Source organism: Streptomyces sp. NPDC044044 (genome assembly GCF_056434405.1).
The window spans coordinates 122,968-144,283 of the sequence record NZ_JBWKFG010000009.1 but is presented as its reverse complement, the minus strand read 5'-3'; the positions used below and the strand labels follow the sequence as shown (position 1 = coordinate 144,283).

Annotated in this window: 16 protein-coding genes; 9 read left to right on the top strand and 7 right to left on the bottom strand. The window is 72.4% G+C overall.

Annotated elements, in window-relative coordinates:
* Positions 1 to 33: 33 nt before the first annotated feature.
* The 4 genes from AC07AG_RS31365 to AC07AG_RS31350 all read right to left on the bottom strand — a co-directional run bounded on the left by AC07AG_RS31365 (position 34) and on the right by AC07AG_RS31350 (position 5,932).
* The gene (locus tag AC07AG_RS31365) at positions 34 to 1,275 is read right to left on the bottom strand and encodes an MFS transporter (protein WP_478759513.1); all 1,242 of its coding nucleotides are present in this window, start codon (positions 1,273 to 1,275) and stop codon (positions 34 to 36) included.
* Entirely contained in the window at positions 1,275 to 2,717 is a 1,443-nt protein-coding gene (locus AC07AG_RS31360) for a CitMHS family transporter (RefSeq protein WP_478759512.1), read from the bottom strand. Before AC07AG_RS31360 ends, AC07AG_RS31365 begins: the two co-directional genes overlap by 1 nt.
* A 129-nt stretch (positions 2,718 to 2,846) precedes the next feature.
* Positions 2,847 to 5,153, bottom strand: a complete 2,307-nt coding sequence (locus AC07AG_RS31355; protein ID WP_478759511.1) for a molybdopterin-dependent oxidoreductase — start codon at positions 5,151 to 5,153, stop codon at positions 2,847 to 2,849.
* 146 nt (positions 5,154 to 5,299) lie between these two features.
* Positions 5,300 to 5,932 carry a TetR/AcrR family transcriptional regulator gene (locus tag AC07AG_RS31350; RefSeq protein WP_478759510.1) on the bottom strand — a complete coding sequence of 211 codons (633 nt, stop codon included), beginning with the start codon at positions 5,930 to 5,932 and terminating at the stop codon, positions 5,300 to 5,302.
* A 102-nt stretch (positions 5,933 to 6,034) separates the two neighbouring features.
* Here AC07AG_RS31350 and hmgA point away from each other — a divergent pair, with 102 nt between their 5' ends.
* Genes hmgA through AC07AG_RS31335 form a run of 3 tightly spaced genes read left to right on the top strand, consistent with a single transcriptional unit; the run spans position 6,035 to position 9,370 of the window.
* Positions 6,035 to 7,384 carry a homogentisate 1,2-dioxygenase gene (gene hmgA, locus AC07AG_RS31345; RefSeq protein WP_478759939.1) on the top strand — a complete coding sequence of 450 codons (1,350 nt, stop codon included), beginning with the start codon at positions 6,035 to 6,037 and terminating at the stop codon, positions 7,382 to 7,384.
* A 12-nt stretch (positions 7,385 to 7,396) separates the two neighbouring features.
* A complete protein-coding gene (locus AC07AG_RS31340) occupies positions 7,397 to 8,146 on the top strand; it encodes a GntR family transcriptional regulator (protein ID WP_478759509.1) in 750 nt (249 codons plus the stop codon).
* Between the two features lie 15 nt (positions 8,147 to 8,161).
* On the top strand, positions 8,162 to 9,370 hold the full coding sequence (locus tag AC07AG_RS31335; RefSeq protein WP_478759508.1) for a type ISP restriction/modification enzyme: 1,209 nt from the start codon (positions 8,162 to 8,164) through the stop codon (positions 9,368 to 9,370).
* Between the two features lie 62 nt (positions 9,371 to 9,432).
* Here AC07AG_RS31335 and AC07AG_RS31330 read toward each other — a convergent pair whose 3' ends face one another.
* Complete coding sequence (locus AC07AG_RS31330; protein ID WP_478759507.1) at positions 9,433 to 10,821, bottom strand: MFS transporter; 1,389 nt, start codon at positions 10,819 to 10,821, stop codon at positions 9,433 to 9,435.
* Between the two features lie 210 nt (positions 10,822 to 11,031).
* Here AC07AG_RS31330 and AC07AG_RS31325 point away from each other — a divergent pair, with 210 nt between their 5' ends.
* From AC07AG_RS31325 to AC07AG_RS31310, 4 genes are all read left to right on the top strand, one after another.
* Positions 11,032 to 11,610, top strand: a complete 579-nt coding sequence (locus tag AC07AG_RS31325) for an NADPH-dependent FMN reductase (RefSeq protein WP_478759506.1) — start codon at positions 11,032 to 11,034, stop codon at positions 11,608 to 11,610.
* Between the two features lie 50 nt (positions 11,611 to 11,660).
* On the top strand, positions 11,661 to 12,644 hold the full coding sequence (locus AC07AG_RS31320; RefSeq protein ID WP_478759505.1) for a zinc-binding dehydrogenase: 984 nt from the start codon (positions 11,661 to 11,663) through the stop codon (positions 12,642 to 12,644).
* A 55-nt stretch (positions 12,645 to 12,699) separates the two neighbouring features.
* On the top strand, positions 12,700 to 13,638 hold the full coding sequence (locus AC07AG_RS31315; protein WP_478759504.1) for an NADP-dependent oxidoreductase: 939 nt from the start codon (positions 12,700 to 12,702) through the stop codon (positions 13,636 to 13,638).
* Between the two features lie 308 nt (positions 13,639 to 13,946).
* Entirely contained in the window at positions 13,947 to 16,721 is a 2,775-nt protein-coding gene (locus tag AC07AG_RS31310) for a helix-turn-helix transcriptional regulator (protein ID WP_478759503.1), read from the top strand.
* 28 nt (positions 16,722 to 16,749) lie between these two features.
* Here the strand turns inward: AC07AG_RS31310 and AC07AG_RS31305 are convergent, their stop codons facing one another.
* Positions 16,750 to 17,460 carry a TetR/AcrR family transcriptional regulator gene (locus AC07AG_RS31305; protein ID WP_478759502.1) on the bottom strand — a complete coding sequence of 237 codons (711 nt, stop codon included), beginning with the start codon at positions 17,458 to 17,460 and terminating at the stop codon, positions 16,750 to 16,752.
* Positions 17,461 to 17,523: 63 nt separating this feature from the next.
* Here AC07AG_RS31305 and AC07AG_RS31300 point away from each other — a divergent pair, with 63 nt between their 5' ends.
* Positions 17,524 to 18,462 carry an ATP-binding cassette domain-containing protein gene (locus AC07AG_RS31300; protein ID WP_478759501.1) on the top strand — a complete coding sequence of 313 codons (939 nt, stop codon included), beginning with the start codon at positions 17,524 to 17,526 and terminating at the stop codon, positions 18,460 to 18,462.
* Between the two features lie 115 nt (positions 18,463 to 18,577).
* Positions 18,578 to 19,360, top strand: coding sequence for an ABC transporter permease (locus tag AC07AG_RS31295; RefSeq protein ID WP_478759500.1), 783 nt, complete (start codon positions 18,578 to 18,580; stop codon positions 19,358 to 19,360).
* Between the two features lie 31 nt (positions 19,361 to 19,391).
* Here the strand turns inward: AC07AG_RS31295 and AC07AG_RS31290 are convergent, their stop codons facing one another.
* Positions 19,392 to 21,119: an amidohydrolase gene (locus tag AC07AG_RS31290; RefSeq protein ID WP_478759499.1), complete on the bottom strand. Its 1,728-nt coding sequence runs from the start codon at positions 21,117 to 21,119 to the stop codon at positions 19,392 to 19,394.
* Positions 21,120 to 21,316: the final 197 nt, after the last annotated feature.

Genomic DNA, 21,316 nt, shown 5'->3' with positions numbered 1-21,316 from the left:
GTTCGTCCTCAATCGCCGGACGGGCCAGCCCTTTCAGCCTCTCCGGCGTTTGACGAGCGAAGGTCCGGGAGCGGAGCCCTCGGTCCCGGGATGGGGCGGGACCGCGGATGGCCCCGCAGGGCTCCGCCTCAGCCCCAGCCCGGCCGCCACCAGCAAGAGCCCACCCAGCATCACGAAGGGAGCCGCAACCCCCGCCACCCCGGCGATGAGCCCCGCCCCGGCTGGGGCAGCCACCTGCCCCAGCCGATTCCCGGTCAACCGCAGCGCGAGCGCGGTGGAACGCGCCCCCTCCGGAGCCGCCTGCACGACCGTCGTCATCGACAGCGGCTGCCCGACCCCCAGACAGAACCCGAGCAGCACCAGCATCACCCCGAGCCCCCACACCGGCACCGGCAGCGCCACCCCCGCGCACAGCACGGCGGCCAGCAGACACGTGACCACGATCAGCACCGTACGGCCGAGCAGGTTGATCAGCGGTGTCATCACCAGGCGGCAGGCGATCGTCGCGGCGGCCCGCAGCGAGAGCAGTACTCCGACCGTCGCGGGCGCGATGCCCCGGTGCTCACCGACCACCGGCAGGTAGGCCGTGAGGATGTCCGTGGCGGAGAGCACCGCGAGGCTGATGAAGATCCCCGCGGGCACGCCACGGGTGCGCAGGATGCCGAGCACCGGGACCTTGTCGCCCCGCGCGGGCGAGGCTCCGGCGGGACGGACGTGCTCGATGCGCCACAGCGAGGTGAGCGAGACCGCAGCGACCGCTCCCGAGACGAGCAGGGCGAGGGAGCTGGTGCGCCCCATGTCCCCGCCGATGAGGGAGCCCGCGGCGACAGGACCGATCAGCTGCCCGAGCGAGGCGCCGATCGTGAAGTGCCCGAAGTTGCGGTCCTGTTCGTCGGGGGCGGACTGCCGCGCGACGATCGACTGGGCCCCGATCACGAAGCAGAGGTGGCCGAGGCCCATCACGCCGCTCCAGGCGGCGAGCGCCGCGAGCGAGCCAGCCGTGCCGCTGAGCGCGCAGCCTCCGGCGATCAGGACGACGCCGACCGGAAGGAGCGGCGCGCACCGCCCGTGGTCGGTCCTGCGCCCGAGCGGCACGGCGGCGAAGAGCGGCAGCAGGGCGTACACACCGGCGATGACGCCGATCGCCCGCTCGTCCGCGCCCAGCGAGAGGGCACGGTAGGAGACGGCCGGACGCGCCATCGACACCGCCCCCTGCGCGAAGCTGAAGGCGATGACGAGGCGCAGCAACCAGGCCCGGCCCGGTGTCGATGGCATCAGATGATGCCGAAGAGGATTCCGGAGCCGAGCACCACGAGCGAGGTGAGCACGGCCCATTTGACGGTGAACTTGGTGTGGTCGCCGAACTCGACCTTGGCCATGCCGACCAGGACGTACACGGCGGGCACCAGCGGGCTCGACATGTGCAGGGCCTGGCCCGCGATCGAGGCGCGGGCGATCTCCAGGGTGCTGACGCCGTGCGCCTGGCCCGCCTCGGCGAGGACCGGAAGGACGCCGAAGTAGAAGCCGTCGTTCGACATGAAGTACGTGAGCGGCAGCGACAGCAGGCCGGTCACCAGGCCCATCTGCGGGCCCATGCCCTCGGGGATCGCGTCGACGAGCCACGTGGCCATGCTGTCGACCATGCCGGTGCCCTGGAGGACGCCGGTGAAGACGGCGGCCGCGAAGACCATGCCGGTGACGTTGAGGACGTTCTCCGCGTGGGCGGCGATGCGGGCCTTCTGGTCGGGCATGTGCGGGAAGTTGACCGTCAGGGCCAGCGCGGCACCGAGCAGGAAGAGGACCGGGATCGGCAGCCACTCCATGATCATGGCGGTGAGCAGGACCACGGTGAGACCGGCGTTGAACCAGTAGAGCTTGGGGCGCAGGGTGGAGCGGTTGGGGTCGAGCCCCTGGAAGCCGTCGTCCTCGTCGGCGTCGCCGCCGTCACCGGAATCGGCGTCGGCGTCGGCGTCCGTTCCCGAACCCGCTCCCCCGGTGGTCTTCTTCGTGAGCGACATGCGCCCGCCGCCGGTGGCACCGCCGGCACCCACCAGCACCGTCTGGGGCGCCGTCTCCTTCTCCAGGACCTCGTCGAGGGAGAGCGTGCCGAGCCGCTTGCGCTCCCGCAGGCCCAGTGCGTACGAGAGCAGGAACACGGCCACGAGGCCCATGGCGAGCGCCGGGATCATGGGGACGAAGATGTCGGCCGCGTCGACCTTGAGGGCGGTCGCGGCGCGGGCCGTCGGCCCGCCCCAGGGCAGGGTGTTCATGACGCCGTTGGCGGTGGCCGCGACGCCCGTCATGACGACGAGGCTCATCTTGAGGCGTTTGTAGAGCGGATACATCGCCGAGACCGTGATCATGAAGGTCGTCGAGCCGTCGCCGTCGAGCGAGACGATGGCGGCGAGCAGGGCGGTGCCCACCACGATGCGCACCGGGTCCGCCTTGCAGAAGCGCAGGATGCCCCGGACGATCGGGTCGAAGAGGCCGACGTCGATCATGACGCCGAAGTACACGATGGCGAACATGAGCATGGCCGCCGTGGGCGCCAGATTCCCGACGCCTTCGAGGACGTAGTCCCCGAGATGGGCTCCCTTTCCTACGAACACGCAGAAGAGCGCGGGGATCAGCACCAGTGCCGCGATCGGCGACATCTTCTTCATCATGATCAGCACCAGGAAGGTGGCGATCATGACGAATCCGAGGATTGTCAGCATGGGGGCTACCTAACGTTCACCATCGAACTCCCACCAGGTCTGGCGGTCCGGTTGACGTTAGGACCCGTTCTCCAGCGTTAACAAGATGTTGACGTGCGAGCAATAAGCGCAAAACTCCAGGTCAACGAGTTAACGCGGTGCGGCCCCAGACGCCGGAGCCTTTGCCGGGGCGAGGGGCGTCAGGGACACCGGGAAGCCGTTGAGCACGGACGTCCCGGAGAGCGGGTCGAGAAGTGTCCCGTCCAGGAGCTGGTTCACGTTGGCCCCGGGGTTCTCGGCCGCGACGGAGAGGCGCGTGCCGGGGCGGTCGTGGCCCCAGCCGTGCGGCAGGCTGACCACGCCGGGGCGCACGGCGTCGGTCACCTCCACGGGGACGGTGAGCTGCCCGCCGGCGGCCTCCACGCGCGCGTGGCCGCCGTTCTCGATGCCGATGCGGGCCGCGTCATCGGGGTGGACGTGCAGGGTGCAGCGGTTGGAGCCGCCGGTGAGGGAGCGCACGTTGTGCATCCAGCTGTTGTTGGAGCGCAGATGACGACGCCCTACGAGGACGAGCTCGTCCGGGGTGGCTCGCAGCGCGCCCGCAAGGCGGGGCAGGTCGTCAGCGATCGGTCCCGGGAGGAGTTCCACGCGTCCGCTGCGCGTCCTGAGGACCTGCGGGAGGCGGGACTCCAGCGGGCCGAGGTCGATGCCGTGCGGGTGGGCGAGGAGCCGCTCCAGGGTCAGGCCGTCCTCGCGTACGCCGAATCCGTCGCCGTAGGGGCCGAGCCGCAGCATGAGGTCGAGCCGCCGCTCGGGGCCGCTCTCACCGGTGAGGAGAGCGGCGAGTTCCTTGGGGTCGCGGCCGTGCACGGCCGAGTGCGGCTCGGTGACGGCCTTGCCGAGTGTCCTGTCGACGACCATCGCGTCCACGGCGGCGGGATCGGCGCCGTGCATGCCGCTCGCGGCCAGGACGAGCCGCGCGAGGATCTCCGTCTCGGCGATCCTGCCGCCCGTCAGGGGCAGCGCGGCGGGGGTGTGGCGGACCTGGTTGTGCACGGCGAAGCCGTTGAAGGCGAAGTCGAAGTGGGCGCTCTGGGAGGGCGGGGGCGGCGGCAGGACCACGTGGGCGTGGCACGAGGTCTCGTTCAGATACGGGTCGACGCTCACCATGAAGTCGAGTGAGGCCAGCGCCTTGTCGAGGCGGTCGCCGTCGGGCGCCGAGAGGACGGGGTTGGCCGCGATGGCCACGACCGCGCGGATCGCGCCGTCGCCGGGGGTGTCGATCTCCTCGGCGAGCGCGGCGATCGGCAGTTCGCCCTTGGCCTCAGGGTGACCGCTCACGCGGCTGTGCCAGCGGCCGAGCGCGAATCCCTTGCCGGGGCCCGCCGGGCGGGGCGCGCGGTCGGTGGCGGAGAGCGGGAACAGGGCGCCGCCGGGGCGGTCGAGGTTGCCGGTCAGGACGTTCAGGACGTCGACGAGCCAGTTGGTGAGGGTGCCGTAGGCGACGGTGCTCGCGCCCACGCGGGCGTAGACGGCGGCGGTGGGCGCCGCCGCCAGCTCGCGGGCGAGGGCGCGGATGGTGTCGGCGGGCACGTCGCAGGCGGCGGTGACGGCGTCGGGGGTGAAGTGGCGTACGGCATCGCGCACGGCGTCGACCCCTTCCACCTGTTCCTCAAGGGCGCCGAGGTCGGTGAGTTTCTCCTCGAAGAGGACCTGGACCATCGCCGCGAGCAGCAGTGCGTCCGCGCCGGGCCGGATCGCGAGGTGCCGGTCGGCGAGCTTCGCGGTGCGGGTGCGGCGCGGGTCGACGACGGTGAGCGTGCCGCCCCGCGCGCGCAGCGCCTTCAGCTTGCCGGGGAAGTCGGGCGCGGTGCACAGGCTGCCGTTGGAGTCCAGGGGGTTGGCGCCGAGCAGGAGCAGATGGTCGGTGCGGTCCAGGTCGGGCACGGGGATGGCGAACGCGTCGCCGAAGAGGAGCCCGCTGGAGACGTGCTTGGGCATCTGGTCGACGGTGCTCGCGGTGAAGACGTTGCGGGTGCCGATGGAGCTCAGCAGGACGGGCGGGTAGAGGCCGCCCGCCATGGTGTGCACGTTCGGGTTGCCGAGCACCACGCCGACCGCCTGCGGACCGTGCTGCTCGATCAAGGGGCGAAGCCCTGCGGCGACGGCGTCGAACGCCTCGTCCCAGCTTGCCTCTTGGAGTACGCCGTCCTTGCGTACGAGCGGGCCCTTCAGGCGGTCGGGGTCGGAGTCGGCCTCTCCGAAGGAGGCGCCTTTGGGGCAGATGAAGCCGTGGCTGAACACATCGTCCCGGTCTCCGCGCGCACCGGTCACGCGCGCACCGGTCTCGCGCGCGCCGTCGGCGCCGTCGGAGGGCCCTTCGATGGTGAGCGTGAGCCCGCAGGTGGCTTCGCAGAGGGGACAGATACGCAGGGCGGTGCGGGCGGTGCTGGGCATGGAGGACCCTCCAGGGCGGCGGCGACGGCGCACGTGCGCTCTCACCATACCGACCGGTATGCATGCCGTCAGGACCCCTGAGGGGTCAGGTCGCGAAACCGCGAGCCCCCGGCCCTTGACCCCTGCCCCGCCCTCTGGCCCCCGGTTCAGTCCAGCGAGCCCGCGAAATACGAGTGCAGCAGGATCCGCGTCTCGTCGATCAGGTCGGGGTCGCCCGACGGGTGCGCACGGAAGGCGAGTTGGAGGACGGCGTCCACCGCCTCGACACCGACGAGCACCGTGCGGCTCAGCTTCTTGTCCAGCGGCCGGTCGAGGTGGGCGGCGAGCAGCCCCGCCACCCGCTCGGCGACGTCCGCGTTGGCGTCGGGCATCGCGTCGAGATCCGAGGGGACGCCGAAGTCGACCAGGCCGAAGCCGGGGACGCTGCGCTTCATGGCGAGGTACTCGTCGAAGGCAGCGTCGACCGCGCCGCGCCAGTCGCCGCGCTCCACCCCGGTCATGCGCGCCGCCACGCGCTCTCCGTAGGCGTCGAGATTGCGGTGGGCCAGGGCGTCGGCCATGGCCCGCTTGTTGCCGAAGAAGCGGTAGACCGAGCCGATCGGGACGCCCGCGCGCTGGGCCACGGCGCGGGTGCTCAGGCCTTCGTAGCCGACCTCGTCCAGGAGGTCGGCGCAGGCATCGAGGATCCGGGTCAGACGCTCGGCACTGCGCTCCTGCACGGGCACGCGGCGCAGGGATTTCGGGGGCGGCGGAGGCTTCTGCCGATCACGGTGGGACATCCCCGGGAGAGTAGAGCATTGTTCACATCCATGGATCCCCCTTGCGGAAGGAAAACGTGAATCCTACGGTGACCCATAGGAATCGTTGACGAGGGAGCGATGATGAGCCGGGAACACACCAGCGACGCGAGCCGTGCGGACACCAGCGGGGCGCGCAAGACGGCGGAGGCACTGACGTACCTCTCCGGCTTCGGCAACGAACACAGCTCCGAAGCGGTGCCCGGCGCCCTGCCGCACGGCCGCAACTCACCCCAGCGCGCACCGCTCGGGCTGTACGCGGAGCAGCTGAGCGGCACCGCCTTCACCGAGCCCCGCGCGCACAACCGCCGCTCGTGGCTCTACCGCATCCGCCCCTCCGCCGCGCACCCGGCGTTCACCCGCGTCGACAACGGCGCGATCCGCACGGCGCCGTTCACGCAGGTCCCCGACCCCAACCGGCTGCGCTGGAACCCGCTCCCCGAGCCCGCCCCCGGCACGGACTTCCTCGCGGGCCTGTGGACCCTGGGCGGCAATGGGGACGCCACCCAGCGCACGGGCATGGCCGTGCACCTCTACCACGCCAACTCCTCCATGACGGACCGGGTGTTCAGCGACGCGGACGGCGAACTCCTCGTCGTCCCCGAGCGGGGCGGCCTGCTGCTGCGCACCGAGTTCGGGCTGCTGCGCGCGGAGCCCGGCGAGGTGGCGCTGATCCCGCGCGGGGTGCGCTTCCGCGTGGAGCTGCTCGACGAGAGCGCCCGCGGGTACGTGTGCGAGAACTACGGGGCGTCCTTCCAGCTCCCCGACCTCGGGCCGATCGGCGCGAACGGCCTGGCCAACGCACGGGACTTCAGGGCCCCGGTCGCCGCATACGAAGACGCCGCCGAGCGGCCGGTCGAGGCGGTGAACAAGTTCTGCGGAAACCTGTGGCAGGCGACGTACGACCATTCGCCGCTCGATGTCGTCGCCTGGCACGGCAACCACGTCCCGTACGTGTACGACCTGCGCCGCTTCAACGTCCTTGGCACCATCAGCTACGACCACCCGGACCCGTCGATCTTCACGGTGCTCACCTCGCCCTCCGACACCCCGGGCCTCGCGGGCGTGGACTTCGTCGTCTTCGCACCGCGCTGGCTCGTCGGTGAGGACACCTTCCGGCCGCCATACTTCCACCGGAACGTGATGAGCGAGTACATGGGCCTGATCGAGGGCGCGTACGACGCGAAAGCGGAGGGCTTCGTGCCCGGCGGCGGCTCGCTGCACAACATGATGTCGGCGCACGGCCCCGACCGGGACACCTTCGACAAGGCATCGGCCGCCGAGCTGAAGCCGCAGAAGATCGACGACGGGCTTGCCTTCATGTTCGAGACACGGTGGCCGGTGACGGCGACCGAACAAGCAGCTCAGGCCTCCCATCTGCAGCGCGGGTACGACGATGTGTGGGAAGGTCTGGAGCGCCATTTTCGAGACTGATTCGGAGAGACCGTGACCGCTTTCGCCCCGGACTCGATCGTCCTGAATCGCAAGCTGCCGCTCTGGTATCAGGTGTCGCAGTCCCTGCGCGCCTCGATACTCGGCCGCGTGCCCGACGCCCCGCTCCGGCTGCCCACCGAGGAGCAGCTGGCGGGGCACTACGGCGTGAGCGTCCTGACCATGCGCCAGGCGCTCAAGGAGCTCGAGGACGAGGGTCTGATCACCCGGCACCGGCGGCGCGGCACGTTCATCGAGCCGAGCGCCCAGCGCGGCTCCCCGGTCCGGCTGCTCGGCTCGGTCGACGCGATCGTGGCCCAGCAGTCGGGCATGAGCACCCGGCTGCTCGCGCACGGCACGGCTCCGGTCTCCGGCGAACTCGCCGAGCACTTCCCGGATCTGGCCGAGGTGGCGACCTACCACCGGCTGCGCAGCGACGAGAAGACGGGCGAACCGACCAATCACGCCCATAACTTCATCCGCCCCGAGCTCGCGGACCGCATCGACCTGGACGATCTGGCGCGCTGGCCCATGACGAAGGTCCTGCGCGATGTCGTGGGTGTCCGCATCAGCCGCATCACCGACACCGTCGAGGCCACGCTCGCCGACCCGGAGACGGCCCGCCTGCTCGAAGTCCCGCTGCTCAGCCCGATCCTGCACTACACGGGCATCACGTACGACGCGGAGGGGCGCGCCCTGGACGTGGCGCGCATCCACTACCGCGGCGACCGCTTCTCCTTCACGGTCACCCTCGACGCGACGTAAGGGTCTCGACGTACGATGCCGGGCGTGACGCACGACGAAGCGGCGCTGCTCGCCGACCTGATGCCGTGGTCCGTCGCACCGCTCCGGCCGGGCCGCGGGTGGCCGATGGGACCGGACGCCGCATCCCTCAGAGCCCGTTGGGCCGCGTTCGTGCGGGCGGACGCCGAGGAGCGCGAGAAGCTCCTCTCCCCCTCGCGCTCGCGCACCCTGCACACCGCGGTCGCCCAGCTCCCCGGCCACCAGGGCGCGACGGTCCCGCTGGCCGCCGCGTCGGGTCCCTGCCCCGATCCGGTGCGCGTCCTGCACGGCCCCTTCGACGAGCAGTGGCTGATCCCGGACCACCGGCTCATCGACGCCGCCCGCCCGGAGCTGTGGCGGGTCGCGGGCGAAGGGCAGCTGTTCCTCGTCGAGCAGGGGTACGTCACCGGCTCCGCGGGCCCCGCGGTGCTCGCCTCCTCCGTGCTGCCGGACGGCCGCTCCCCCGCCGGGCGGCCCGGACGCATCCGTCCGCTGTTCCGCCGCCCCGGCGGGCTCGAACCCAATGTGACGCCGGGGCTGCTCGCCCATCTCTCCGGTGTACTCGGCCAGGACGTCGGCGCCGGGGATCTGCTGGCCTGGACGCTGGCCGTGGCGGGGGCGTCGCCGGCCGGGTGCCGGGTGCCGCTGACGTCCGACGCCGCGATCTGGGCGCGGGGCACGGAGCTCGGGCGCCGGGTGCTCGCGCTCCAGGCGCGCGGTGACGGGGCGCGGCCGAAGCTACCGGGCGGACGGCGGCCTTACGTACGGGCTCCGCTGCCCGCCCGTCCCGCGGAGATCTCGTACGACGCCGACGAAGAAGCGCTGTGCGTGGACGAGGGGCGCATCTCGCCCGTGCCGCAGGAGGCGTGGGACTTCGAGGTGAGCGGGGTGCGCGTCCTTGAGCTGTGGTTCGAGCGGCGCATGGCCGCCGGGGAGGCGGGCTCCTTGGAGGCGATCCGTCCCGCGCAGTGGCCGCAGGCATGGACGTCCGAGCTGCTCGAACTGATCACGGTGCTTGCGTTGCTGGCAGAACTCCGGCCGATGCAGGAGGAGTTGACGACATCACTCAAGGAGGCAGGTCCCGGCATCCCGGCTGAGACGCTGCGCCGGGCGGGCGTGCTTCCCGCGCCCGACGCCGCGCGGCGCCCCGCGTCGGTGCTCGACCACCACGAGGAAGGCCCCGGCGGCCAGTTCGCCCTGATCTGAGCCGCCTGGCGCCGCGCACCTTCGGGGCGCTCCGCCAACCCTGTGCGACTAACCCTGTGCGGCTACCCCTGTGCGGCCTTCCGGACCCCGCCCGACCCGAGCAGCGCCACCAGACCGGCCACCTGCAACAGGGCGAGCACGGAGACCCCGGTACGGAAGCCCGCCGCTCCCCCGCCGCCCACGCCGTACGCGAGGGCCGCGATCGCCGGGCCGACCGTGAAGCCGAGGGTGCGGAAGGTGTTGCCGACGCCGCCGATGGTGCCCACCAGGTCGGGCGGCGCGGCCGACAGGAGCGAGGCGTTGACCGGCGTGCCGAACAGCGCCTGCCCCACGCCGATCAGGGCGAGCCGCCAGGCGATGTCGAAGAGCCCGGCGCCGGAGCCGAGCGTCAGCATGCCCAGCAGGCCACCGATGACCAGGAGCAGACCCGCCGACCCCACGAGCCTGCCGGGGAGCCGGTCGGCGAGCCGGCCGCTGACCGGCGAGCAGAGGGCCACTGCGCCGATGAAGAAGACCATCGCGAGGCCGGTCGTCGAGGCGCTCTCGTGCAGGACGTCGGCGACGTAGAACGGCAGCAGGAAGTAGGAGAGCCCCACGAACGTGCCGGTCAGCAGGAGCGAGAGGACGGGCAGGCCGATGGCCCTGCGCCGCAGGAGCCCGGTCACCGGCCGCGCAGAGCGCAGTCGGGTCCACCACACCGCGAGCGCGGCGGCGGCCACCGAGAACACCGCGGCGACGAGAGGCTGTTCGGCCTCGATCCGGTCGAAGGCCACCAGGAGCGCGGTCACCGAGCCGCCCAGGACGAGGCCGTCGCCCACCAGGGACCGGTCGGGCCGGGTGAGCCCGCCGCCCGTGGACGGGATGAAGCGCGCCCCGAGCCAGATCACCACGATCAGCACCGGCACCTTCATCAGCATCACGGGCCGCCAGCCGTACGCGTCCGCGACGAACCCGCCGAGGGACGAGCCGCCCATCGAGCCGATCGGCATGATCGTGGCGATGTAGCCCATCGCGCGGCCCCGCTGCTCGGGCCGTACGACCGCGGCGACCACCGGCAGGTAGACCGAGACGGCCACGGCTCCCGCGACGCCTTGCAGGACGCGGGCGGCGAGGAGCACAGGGAGGTTGGGCGCGAGGGCCGCGAGGATGCTGGTGAGCCCGATCGCCGGTACGGAGAAGAGGAACACGGCGCGGAGGTCGACCCGGTCCGTCCACCGCCCCGCGGGGATCGCGAGAGCGGCCGTCGGCAGGGCGTAGGCGAGGAGCACCCACTGGGTCGCCGAGGTCCCGACGCCGAGGTCGGTGCCGATCGCGGGCAGCGTCACGGAGGAGAGGCTCAGCTCCAGGGTGACCATCAGCATGGCGAGGGCCATGACGGCGACCGGCGTCCAGCGGGTCTTCGTGAGGGCGGTCTCGGCGGGGGGCGTGGTGTCACAGGTCGCGTGCGTCATGGGGTCGACGCTAGGAACAGGGGCCTGTGCGCCGCCTCTGTCGTACGACTGGGAATGACCGGGCGTGCGGACCCCGGTCGCACCCCGGTCACCGCCCCGTCATGATCCCGGTCGTCCGACAGAGGCCGCGGACCTCGGTCGCTCCCTAGATTTCCCGGTGTCGGCACGGCAGCCGGAATCCCGGCAGCCGCGGAACCAGGGAGGAACCCCATGAGCACCAGCCCGCAGCGACTTCAGGTGGCGGTCATCGTCGGCAGCACCCGCGAGGGCCGCTTCGCGCCGACCGTCCGCGACTGGTTCGTCTCGGTCGCCGGGCAGCGCGACGACATCGACATCGACGTGATCGACCTGGCGGGCGGCGAGCGCCCGGAGATCCTCGGCAGCGAGGTCGCCCCCGTCGTCGGCTCGATCACCCCGCGGCTCGCGGCGGCGGACGCGTTCGTCGTCATCACGCCGGAGTACAACCACAGCTTCCCCGCCGACCTGAAGCACGCGATCGACTGGCACCTGGACGAGTGGCGGGCGAAGCCGGTGGGCTTCGTCTCGTACGGCGGTGTCGCGGGCGGCCTGCGCGCGGTGGAGCAACTGCGCCTGGTCTTCGCCGAACTGCACGCGCCGACCATGCGCGACACGGTCAGCTTCCACGGCGCGTGGCACCGGTTCGGCCCGGACGGCCGGCCGCACGACGAGGAGGGCCCGGCCGGCGCGGCGAAGGTCATGCTCGACCAGCTCGCCTGGTGGGCCGTTACGCTGCGCGACGGCAAGGCGGCCCGCGCCTACACGGCGTAGCCCCGCGCTCCTCTCCCCTTCTTCCTTCGTACGACGAAAGCGAGTTGACCATGCGAGCGATCCGACTGCATGCCTTCGGCGGGCCCGAGAACCTGCGCCACGAGGAGGTCGCCGACCCGGTCCCGGGCCCCGGCCAGGTCCGTATCGCCGTCGAGGCCGCGGGAGTTCACCTCCTGGACACCGCGCTCCAGAAGGGCGCGGCAGACGAACTCCCGTTCCCGATCCCCGAGTTGCCGATGACGCCGGGCCGGGAGGTGGCGGGCGTCGTCGACGGCCTCGGCGAGGGAGTGGACGAGGAGTGGCTCGGGCGGCGGGTGGTGACGCACCTGGGCCTGGTCAACGCGGGCTATGCGGAGCTGGCCGTGCGCGAGACGGACGCGCTGTTCCGGCTGCCCGACTCGCTCTCGTACGAGGCGGCGATCGCCATGGTCGGCACCGGCCGGATGGCGCTGGGCATCCTGCACGTCGCCGCGCTCGAACCGGACGACGTGGCGCTGGTGACGGCCGCGGCGGGCGGCATCGGCACGCTCCTCGTGCAGGCCGCGCGGAACGCGGGCGCGACCGTGGTGGGCGCGGCGGGCGGCCCCGAGAAGAAGGCACGGGTGCGGGACCTGGGCGCGGACGTGGCCGTCGACTACAACGAGCCCGACTGGGCGGAGAAGGTGCGTGCGGCGCTCGGGGGCCGCGAGGTGAGCGTCGCCTTCGACAGCGTGGGCGGCGAAGCGGGGCGTGCCGCGCTCGAACTCCTGGGCTTCGGGGGCCGGTTCGTGGTGTACGGCTGGTCGTCGGGCACGCCCACGGAGCTGGGCACCAAGGACCTCCACAGCCGTCTCCTGACGGCGACGTACGCACTGGGCCCGCGGATCGCGCGCGTCCCCGGGGGCCTGCGCGGCCTCCAGGAGCGGGCGCTCGACGAGGCGGCGCGCGGCACGCTCGTACCGGCGGTGACGACGTTCCCGCTGCGGGATGCGGGGGCGGCGCACGCGGCGCTGCTGGGGCGGGGGACGGTCGGCAAGGTGGTGCTGAAACCGTGACCGCGCGACGACTCCGATGGCTCCGATGACTCAGCCAACTCAAGAGGGGAACCTCATGACTGCCACTGCTCCGACGACGATGCGCGCCGCGGCGTTCACGGCCTACGGCGCGGCGGAGGTGCTGCGCCCGGTGGACCTTCCCGTCCCCGAGCCAGGTCCTGGCGAGGTCCGTGTGCGGGTACGGGCGGCGGGCGTGATGCCCTTCGACATCGGGCTGCGGAAAGGGGTGATCAGGCCGCCGGGGGCGGTGTTCCCCGTCGTGCCGGGCAACGAGTTCGCGGGGACGGTCGACGCGGTCGGCTCCGGGGTGAGCGGGTTCGGGCCGGGCGATCCGGTGCTGGGCTTCTCGTTGCTCGGTTCGTACGCGGAGTACGTCGTGGTCCCGCAGGAGAATCTGGTCGCCAAGCCGGACGCGATGGGGTGGGCGGAGGCGGGCGGCTTCTCCGGGAACGCGCAGGGCGCGCACCTGGCGCTCGGCGCGATGCGCGTGGGTCCCGGCGACACGGTCCTGATCAACGCCGCGGCGGGCGGACTCGGCACGCTGGCGGTGCAGTTGGCGAGGGCGTGGGGCGCGACGACGGTCATCGGCACGGCGAGCGAACCCAACCACGCCCATCTGCGGGCGCTGGGCGCGATTCCCGTGACGTACGGCGACGGCCTGGAGGAGCGGGTGCGCGCGATCGCCCCGGAGGGCGTGGACGCGGCGCTCGACGGTGCGGGAGCGGAAGCGCTGCGCGCGTCGGCCGCGGTGGCCAAGGACCCCGACCGCGTCATCACGATGGTCGCGACGGAGGAGGCCCGCCGCCTGGGCCTGCCCGAACTCACCGGCGCGAGATCGGCGTCCCGCCTGGCGGAGATGGCCGAGCTGTACGCGAAGGGGGCGCTGCGGCTGCACATCCGCGCGCAGTACGCGCTGGAGCGGGCGGGGGAAGCGCAGCGGGATGTGGAGCGGGGGCATGGCCGCGGCAAGGTGGTTCTGGCGGGGCGCCTTTGACCCACGGATCTGCTGCCCCGGGGCTGCGCCTCTGCCCCGGGGCCACCAGGGCTTCGCCCCTGGACCGCTGTGGCCGCCTGGACCGCCGCTTCGCGGCGGATGTCTCCCGCCCACCCACCCGTTTACCCCGCAGGGCAATCGGGTGGGTGGGCGGGAAAAACTCGCCGCGAAGCGGCGGACTGAAAAGCACCCCGGGCACGACGCGGCCGCGCACAGCAATGCCCCCGGCACGGATCCGGCACCCCAAAGGCCCCCGGCCCGAACCCGCAGCCCACCGCCAGGCCTACCCCGCCCGTTAGGGTCAGTTCATGCTCTACGGACGCGGCAGCGAGACCACTCAGCTGGAAGAACTGCTGGCCAAGGCCCGGCAGGGCCACAGCAGTGCCCTCGTCGTACGAGGAGAGGCCGGCATCGGCAAGTCGGGGCTCCTCGAACACGCCGCCCTCCAGGCCACCACCCACGGCATGCGCCTGCTGCAGGCAACCGGCATCGAGGCCGAGAGCGAACTCCCCTTCGCCGGACTCCACTTGCTCCTGCACCGCGTCACCGACCGGATCGACGACCTGCCTCAGCCGCAGGCCAAGGCCCTGCGCGCCGCACTCGGCCTCGCGACCGGCGACTCGCGGGCCGACCGCTTCCTCATCGGCCTGGCGGTGCTCACCCTCCTTGCGGACCTGGCGGACCCCGCCGAGGAGGGCTCTCTCCTCTGCCTCGTCGACGACGCCCAGTGGCTCGACCAGGCTTCCGCGGACGCCCTCCTCTTCGCCGCCCGGCGCCTCGCCGCCGAAGGCGTCGTGATGGTGTTCGCGGCCCGCGACGCGCACGCACCGCCCTTCCCCGCCCAGGGCCTGCCCGAGCTGCGGCTCACCGGGCTCGACGACGAGGCCGCGGGCGAGCTCCTCGCCGAGCACGCGGGGGATCTGCCCGCCTACGTACGCGAGCAGATCCGCAGCGAGTCCGGCGGCAACCCGCTCGCCCTGCGCGAGCTGCCCGCCGCCCAGCGCGAGGGCCACATACCCGCCTACGGCTATCACTTGAGCTCCCTGCCGAGCCACTCCCGCCTCCTGCGGACCTTCGCGGACCGGATGTCCTCGCTGCCACGGGCCACCCGGTCCCTGCTGGTGGTCGCGGCGGCGGAAGGCACCGGAGATCTGACCGTGACGGCCGCCGCCGCGAGCAGACTCGGCGCCACCGTCACCGATCTGGAGCCCGCCGAGCACAAGGAGCTGCTCAGTCTCGACGGCGGGCGGCTCACCTTCCGCCACCCCCTGATCCGCGCCGCCGCCTACCAGAGCGCCCCGGTCGGCGACCGCATCGCCGCGCACCGCGCGCTCGCCGACGCGCTGCCCTGCGTGGGCAACATCGACCGCCGGGCCTGGCATCTGGCGGCCGCCACCACGGAGCCCGACGAGTACGTCGCCGGCATCCTTGAGCAGACCGCCGAACACGCCAGGGCCCGCGGCGGCTACGCGGCCGTCGCCGCGGCCTGCGAGCGCGCGGCCCAGCTCAGCCCGGACGGCACGCACCGCGCCCGGCGTCTCGCGCTCGCCGCGTCGGCCGCCGCGGACGCGGGCCAGAACGAACGCGCCGCCGAACTCGCCCTGCGCGCCGCCCCGCACCTGACCGACCCGGCCGTCCTCGCGCAGCTCGCGCAGGTGCGCGCCGCCGTCGCCCGCGAGCAGGGGCGCCTCGACGCCTCGTACTCGGTGCTTCTCGACACGGCCGCCGAGATCGCCCCGCACACGCCCGAGACGGCGGCGTTCATGGCGTACGAGGCGATGACCGCCGCCTGGCTCTCCGGGCACCGGCAGTCGATCGACGAGATCAGCGCCCGGCTCGCCGGACTCGACCTCAAGACTCCCCCGCACGCCCTGCCCTATCTGCCCGCCGCACAGGGGCTCGCCCGGCTCGCGGCGGGCGACCCGGGCAGCGGACTCCCGCCGCTGCGCGCGCTGTTCGACAGTCTGCGGGCCGAGCGCCACGACCGCGGGCACACCCTGCGCGAACGCGTCTCGATCGCCTCCTGGTTCGCGCCGCTCGGCGAGCTGGAGACCGGCAACGACCTCGCCGCCGAGCTGGACCGCGAGTGCCGCGAGCAGGGCGCGCTCGGCCCGCTGCCGCTCGTGCTGCTCATGCGTACCCGCGCGCGGATCTTCCTGGGCCGCCACGGCTGCGCCCTGACGGGCGCCGCGGAAGGGCTGCGGATCGCACAGGACACCGGACAACCGCACTACGTAGGGCAGTTGTCGGGCGTCCTCGCCTATCTCGCGGCGCTCGACGGCGACGAGGAGCGCTGCCGTGAGCTCGCCGCCAAGGGCGAGCTGCGACAGGTCATGCCGGGCCAGGTGTGGGGCGGGATCGCGATCGCCATGCTGGAGCTGGGACTCGGCCGTTATGAATCCGCCCTGCGTGCGTACGAGGACGTCGCGGCGAGCCCGTCCGGCCACACCATCGTCGTCCTGTACTGCGTCCCGGACCGGGTCGAGGCCGCCGTGCGGACCGGACGGGCCGATTCCGTGCGGGAGCCGGCGAGGGTCTTCGCCGAGTGGGCCGACCACACGGGGGCGGCCTGGGCGCGGGCCCTTGCCGCCCGCTGCCGTGCGCTGCTCGCCCCGGAGGCCGAGTCAGGAGCGGCGTACGAGGAAGCCATCGCGCTGCACACCGACGACGGCCGCCCCTTCGAACGGGCCCGCACGGAGCTGCTCTTCGGGGAGTGGCTGCGCCGCGCGGGCCGCAGGAGCGAAGCCCGTACGCCCTTGCGCTCGGCCCTCGACACCTTCGAGCTGCTCGCGGCGCCGCCGTGGGCCGAGCGGGCCCGCGCCGAACTGCGGGCCACCGGCGAGAGCCGGGCGCGGCACACCGGCGAAGCGGCACCCCTGGAACGGCTCACCCCGCAGGAGCGGCAGGTCGTACGGCTCGCGGCGACCGGCATGACCAACCGGGACATCGGCGCCCAGCTCTTCCTGTCGCCGCGCACGGTGGGCTACCACCTCTACAACGCCTATCCCAAGCTGGGCGTGGCATCGCGCGGCGAGCTCGGCCGGCTCGAATTCCGGGACCAGGAGGAGGCGGCCCCGGCCTGAGCGGCGGCGTCGGGCCCGAAGGCGCCGCTCAGGCGAACGAGTCCAGGAGCCGGTTCAGCATCCGCTCGAACAGCTCGTCGGCGTCCCCCGGCTCAGGCCCTTCCGTGAGCGCAGCCGCGAGCCGCGGATAGGCCCCTCCGGCGACCTGCCCGGCGAGATACGCGTACCGCACCCGCTGCTCCTGCTCCTCCGTCCACGGCAGGGCCCGCGCGCGCTCCGCCATGGCGAACTCGTTGACGACGTACGTCATGACCGAGCCGTTGACCATCCCGATGAGTTCCATCTTGGTGCCGTAGGGCGCGTCGAGCCCTTCCAGGGCGCCGAGGCAGTGCTCCAGGTAGCGCAGGGCGTTCGGGCTGAAGCCGTAGAGCGCGGACATGATCCGCGGCAGCCACGGGTGGCGCCGCATGAGGGCGCGCGTCTGGCGGCCGAGCGCCATCATCTCCGCACGCCAGTCGCCGTCCCGCGGTCCCGCGGGCAGCTCGTACTCGCCGCTCACCGCGTCGACCATCAGCTCGTACAGGTCTTCCTTGCGCGGTACGTAGTTGTAGAGCGACATCGTTCCGCAGCCGAGCTCGCCCGCGACCCTCCGCATGGAGACCGCCTCGATGCCGTCCGCGTCGGCGATGCGGACGGCTGCCGCCGCGATGTCCGCCCTGCTGTACGCGGGCTTCGGGCCACGGCCCGCACGCTCGGGGCGCGCCCAGATCACTTCCGGTTCGGCCGCTCGGCCCGTCATTGATCATCACCTCGCCCCCCATGTTAGTTACGTACAGCGTACGTAGTGAGGTACCGTGCGGGCATGACTTCTACGTACGCTGTACTTAGTGAAGGTCTGGAGAAGCGCTTCGGGGACGTCCATGCCCTGCGGGGGCTCGACCTCGCCGTTCCCGAGGGCACTGTCTGCGGGCTGCTCGGCCCCAATGGAGCGGGCAAGACGACCGCCGTGCGGCTGCTCACCACGCTCCAGACACCGGATGCCGGGACGGCGCTCGTCGCGGGGCACGACGTGGTCCGGGAGGCCGCCACGGTGCGGCGGCTCATCGGGGTGACCGGGCAGTACGCCTCCGTCGACGGGGATCTGACCGGGCGGCAGAATCTGCGGCTCTTCGCCCGGCTGCTGCGGGCGCCGCTCGCGCGGGGCGACGAGTTGCTGGAGCGGTTCGGCCTGGTGGACGCCGCCGACCGTCCCGCTCGCACCTACTCCGGCGGCATGCGACGGCGGCTCGACCTCGCCGCGAGTCTTCTGGTGCGGCCCCGCGTCCTCTTCCTCGACGAGCCCACCACGGGGCTCGATCCGCACAGCCGTGGCGGCATCTGGGACGCCGTACGGGAACTGGCCGCCGAGGGGACGACCGTGGTGCTGACCACGCAGTATCTGGAGGAGGCGGATCAGCTCGCCGACGAGGTCGTCCTGATCGACGGGGGGCGGGCGGCGCATCGCGGTACGCCCGCCGCGCTGAAGGCGCAGATCGGGAGTTACGTCGAGGTCGTCCTGGCGCAGGACGCGGCGGCGGAGGCGCTGGCCGCTGCCGCGGTCGTGCTGGATCAGCTCACCGGGGCCGAGCCCGTCCTCGACGCCGGGCGCCGGACCGCGGGGGCGGTCGCCCTCGACCCTTCGCTGACGCTGCCCCGGATCGTCCGTGAGCTGGACTCGGCCGGAGTGCCTGTCGTCGACGCGACGCTTCGGGCCCCGACCCTCGACGAGGTCTTCCTGCGGCTCGTCGCGCGCGTCTCCTGAACCGCCGCTGCGCGGCGGATGCTTCCCGCCCACCCACCCGATCACCCCGCGGCTCCGAACGCGAACACCCGCGTTCAGGGGCGGGCGGGTGTTCGTTGACCCCTGGAGGTCCCCCTTGAGCGCCATCCTCTACGACGGCACCGCCGTCCTCGGCCGGCATCTGCAGCGCATCAAGCACGCGCCCGCCATCCTCGTCATGACGCAGACGATGCCCATCGTCTTCCTGCTCTTCTTCGGCTACGTCTTCGGCAGCGCCCTCGCCATGCCCGGCGCCGACTACCGCGCCTTCCTCGTCCCTGGCATGCTCGTCGCGACCGCCGCGAACGGCATCATGACCGGCATGTTCACCGCCGCCCAGGACTCCCACCGGGGCGTCATGGACCGGTTCCGCACGATGCCCATGAGCCGCTCGGCCGTCCCGCTCGGGCAGGCTGCCGCCGATCTGCTGACCACCTCCGTGGGGCTCGTGCCGCTGATGCTCGTCGGGGTCGCCATGGGCTGGCGGATCGAGGGCGGCCCGCTCCAGGCCCTTGGCGCCTTCTTCCTGTTGCTGCTCTTCCGGTTCACGACGACCTGGATCGGCATCCTGCTCGGGCTCGCCTCGCAGAGCGAGGAGGCGGCGGGGCAGTTGGGCGGTGCGACGTTCATGCTGCCACTGCTCTCGAACGCGTACATCCCCGCCGACGGGCTCCCCGGGTGGCTGCGCACCGTCGCCGAGTGGAATCCGATCAGCGCGGTGGCCACGGCGGTGCGCGATCTGTGCGGCAACGCGCCCGTGCCGGAGGGTGCCGCCTGGCCTGTGGCGCATCCCGTGGCCGGGTCGATCGCCTGGTGTCTCGTGCTGCTCGCCGTGTGCGTGCCGCTCGCCGTCCGCCGGTACACGCACGGCGGACGGTGAGCGGACGGCCGCGCTCTCCTTCGGGGGCGGACTACTTCTGGGGTTCGAGCTCCGGCCCCAGCGAGGAGAACTTCTCCTGGGAGACGACCCGCTTCGGCGGCCACGTGATGTTCGCGGGCGGCCACTTCTGGCCCGTCTTCTTCAGGAACCACGCCGGGGGTTCGTACATCGGCGGCTCATAGCCGTCCGGCAGCGCGGTCTTCCAACTGACGCCCTTCGTACGGTCCTTGAACTCGTCCTTGACCGCCTTGAGGCGCTCGGGCTGCGTGATCAGGTCGACCGCGGTCGCCGCCAGATACTTCGCCGCGGCGATCACCGCGGCCTGGCCGGGTGCCGCCGCCGCGCAGGCCGCGGTGGACCAGGTGTGCATCTTGGTGCCGATGGGGGCGAGCGCGGCACCCATCGAGACGGTGGGGACGTTCCAGCTGATGTCGGCGACGTCCGTCGAGCCGCCGCCCATGAACACCGGGTTGGGCGGGGTCAGTTCACCGACCTTGTCGTGCATGCCCTTCTGGGGAAGACCGAGTGACTCCTGCAGCTCCTTGGCCAACTCGTGCGCCTCGTCGGAGAATTGAGGCGGGCCTATCTCCCGCATGTTCGCGTGCAGGAGTTCGGCGAAAGCCTTGGCCGGGAGCTGGTTCCAGCAGGCCGAGGTGACGCGGTGGCGGACGGTCGTCTGGGACGCCTTCGCGGCCGCCTCGGAGACCGCGATCACCTTGTCCAGGAGGACCTGCACGCGGGCGGGGCTGCCTTCGCGTACGTAGTACGAGATCTCGGAGATCTCCGCGGTGACGTTCGGGATGTCGCCGCCGTTGTTGATCACCCAGTGCAGTCGGCCGCTCGGCGCGAGGTTCTCCTCGCGCAGGAACTCCGACATCGTCGCCATCATCACGGCCGCGTCCAGGGCGGACTTGTTGCCGAGCGGGGTTCCGCCGTGCCCTGCCACCCCGAGGAAGGTGAAGGTGACGGCGGTCATCGCGGTGGTGCTGCCCCAGCCCGTCGCGTTGGCCGTGGAGGGGTGCCAGTCCAGGAACGCGTCGAGGCCGTCGTACACCCCCTTGCTGACGGCGTACGTCTTGCCGATCAGCATCTCCTCGGCCGTGGAGCCGAAGAACTTCACGGTGACGGGGAGCCGGTGCTTCTTGGCGGCCTGCGCGACGGCCGCCGCCGCTGCCGCCGCCGCGGTGCCGAGCGCGCTGTGGCCGCAGCCGTGGCCGGGGCCGTAGCCGGGCGCGAAGGGGTCGTGGATGTACTCGCGCGGATCGTGGTGGCCCACGCCCTTGTTCTGCGAGAGGCCGGGCAGCGCGTCGTACTCGCCGCTGAAGCCGAGGACGGGGCCGCCCTTGCCGTGCGTGAACGTCGCGGTGAACGCCGTCGGGAAGCCGGCGGTGCCGAACTTCACGTCGAATCCGGCCCGTTCGAGGAAATCGGCCTCCGCGATGGAGGACTTCCACTCGCGCAGGGACAGCTCGGCGTTGTCCCAGATCTCGGCGTTCAGGCCGGTGATCCGGTCGTCGTGGGAGGTGATCCAGTCGAGCGCCGCGCGCTTGGCGGGAGTGTCGGCCGCGAGGCCGTCGGGGGCTTCGTAGGCGGCGGGGCTGTCGTCGGCTCCTGCGGCCATCGCCGGGTCCGCTTCGGCGGTCATGACACCGGCGGTGACACCGGCCGCGCCGAGGAGCTGCATGATGCGGCGGCGGCTCAGGGGCGGGCCGCTCGCGGGGAGTGCCTCATGCTCATGCTGATCGTGCAGGTCACACACGCGCACCTCCGGGGGTGAGGTTGGGTGTATCGGCCAAACAATCAGCCACATTGGGGCCGGAAAGTTGCGGCGTCAACAGGTGCGCATGACACAGGTGTTACGCGTGGGACGAGATGAGTGACGTGTGTTGTGCGGGAAGGGGCGGGTGGATGGGAGCAATCCGCCGCTGAGCGGCGGCCGAACCCCCGACCACCCGC

Excerpts from the sequence above, each read along its gene's own strand:
- AC07AG_RS31365 (WP_478759513.1), bottom strand. The coding sequence starts at position 1,275 with ATGCCATCGACACCGGGCCGGGCCTGGTTGCTGCGCCTCGTCATCGCC.
- AC07AG_RS31360 (WP_478759512.1), bottom strand. The coding sequence starts at position 2,717 with ATGCTGACAATCCTCGGATTCGTCATGATCGCCACCTTCCTGGTGCTG.
- AC07AG_RS31355 (WP_478759511.1), bottom strand. The coding sequence starts at position 5,153 with ATGCCCAGCACCGCCCGCACCGCCCTGCGTATCTGTCCCCTCTGCGAA.
- AC07AG_RS31350 (WP_478759510.1), bottom strand. The coding sequence starts at position 5,932 with ATGTCCCACCGTGATCGGCAGAAGCCTCCGCCGCCCCCGAAATCCCTG.
- hmgA (WP_478759939.1), top strand. The coding sequence starts at position 6,035 with ATGAGCCGGGAACACACCAGCGACGCGAGCCGTGCGGACACCAGCGGG.
- AC07AG_RS31335 (WP_478759508.1), top strand. The coding sequence starts at position 8,162 with ATGCCGGGCGTGACGCACGACGAAGCGGCGCTGCTCGCCGACCTGATG.
- AC07AG_RS31330 (WP_478759507.1), bottom strand. The coding sequence starts at position 10,821 with ATGACGCACGCGACCTGTGACACCACGCCCCCCGCCGAGACCGCCCTC.
- AC07AG_RS31325 (WP_478759506.1), top strand. The coding sequence starts at position 11,032 with ATGAGCACCAGCCCGCAGCGACTTCAGGTGGCGGTCATCGTCGGCAGC.
- AC07AG_RS31320 (WP_478759505.1), top strand. The coding sequence starts at position 11,661 with ATGCGAGCGATCCGACTGCATGCCTTCGGCGGGCCCGAGAACCTGCGC.
- AC07AG_RS31315 (WP_478759504.1), top strand. The coding sequence starts at position 12,700 with ATGACTGCCACTGCTCCGACGACGATGCGCGCCGCGGCGTTCACGGCC.
- AC07AG_RS31310 (WP_478759503.1), top strand. The coding sequence starts at position 13,947 with ATGCTCTACGGACGCGGCAGCGAGACCACTCAGCTGGAAGAACTGCTG.
- AC07AG_RS31305 (WP_478759502.1), bottom strand. The coding sequence starts at position 17,460 with ATGACGGGCCGAGCGGCCGAACCGGAAGTGATCTGGGCGCGCCCCGAG.
- AC07AG_RS31300 (WP_478759501.1), top strand. The coding sequence starts at position 17,524 with ATGACTTCTACGTACGCTGTACTTAGTGAAGGTCTGGAGAAGCGCTTC.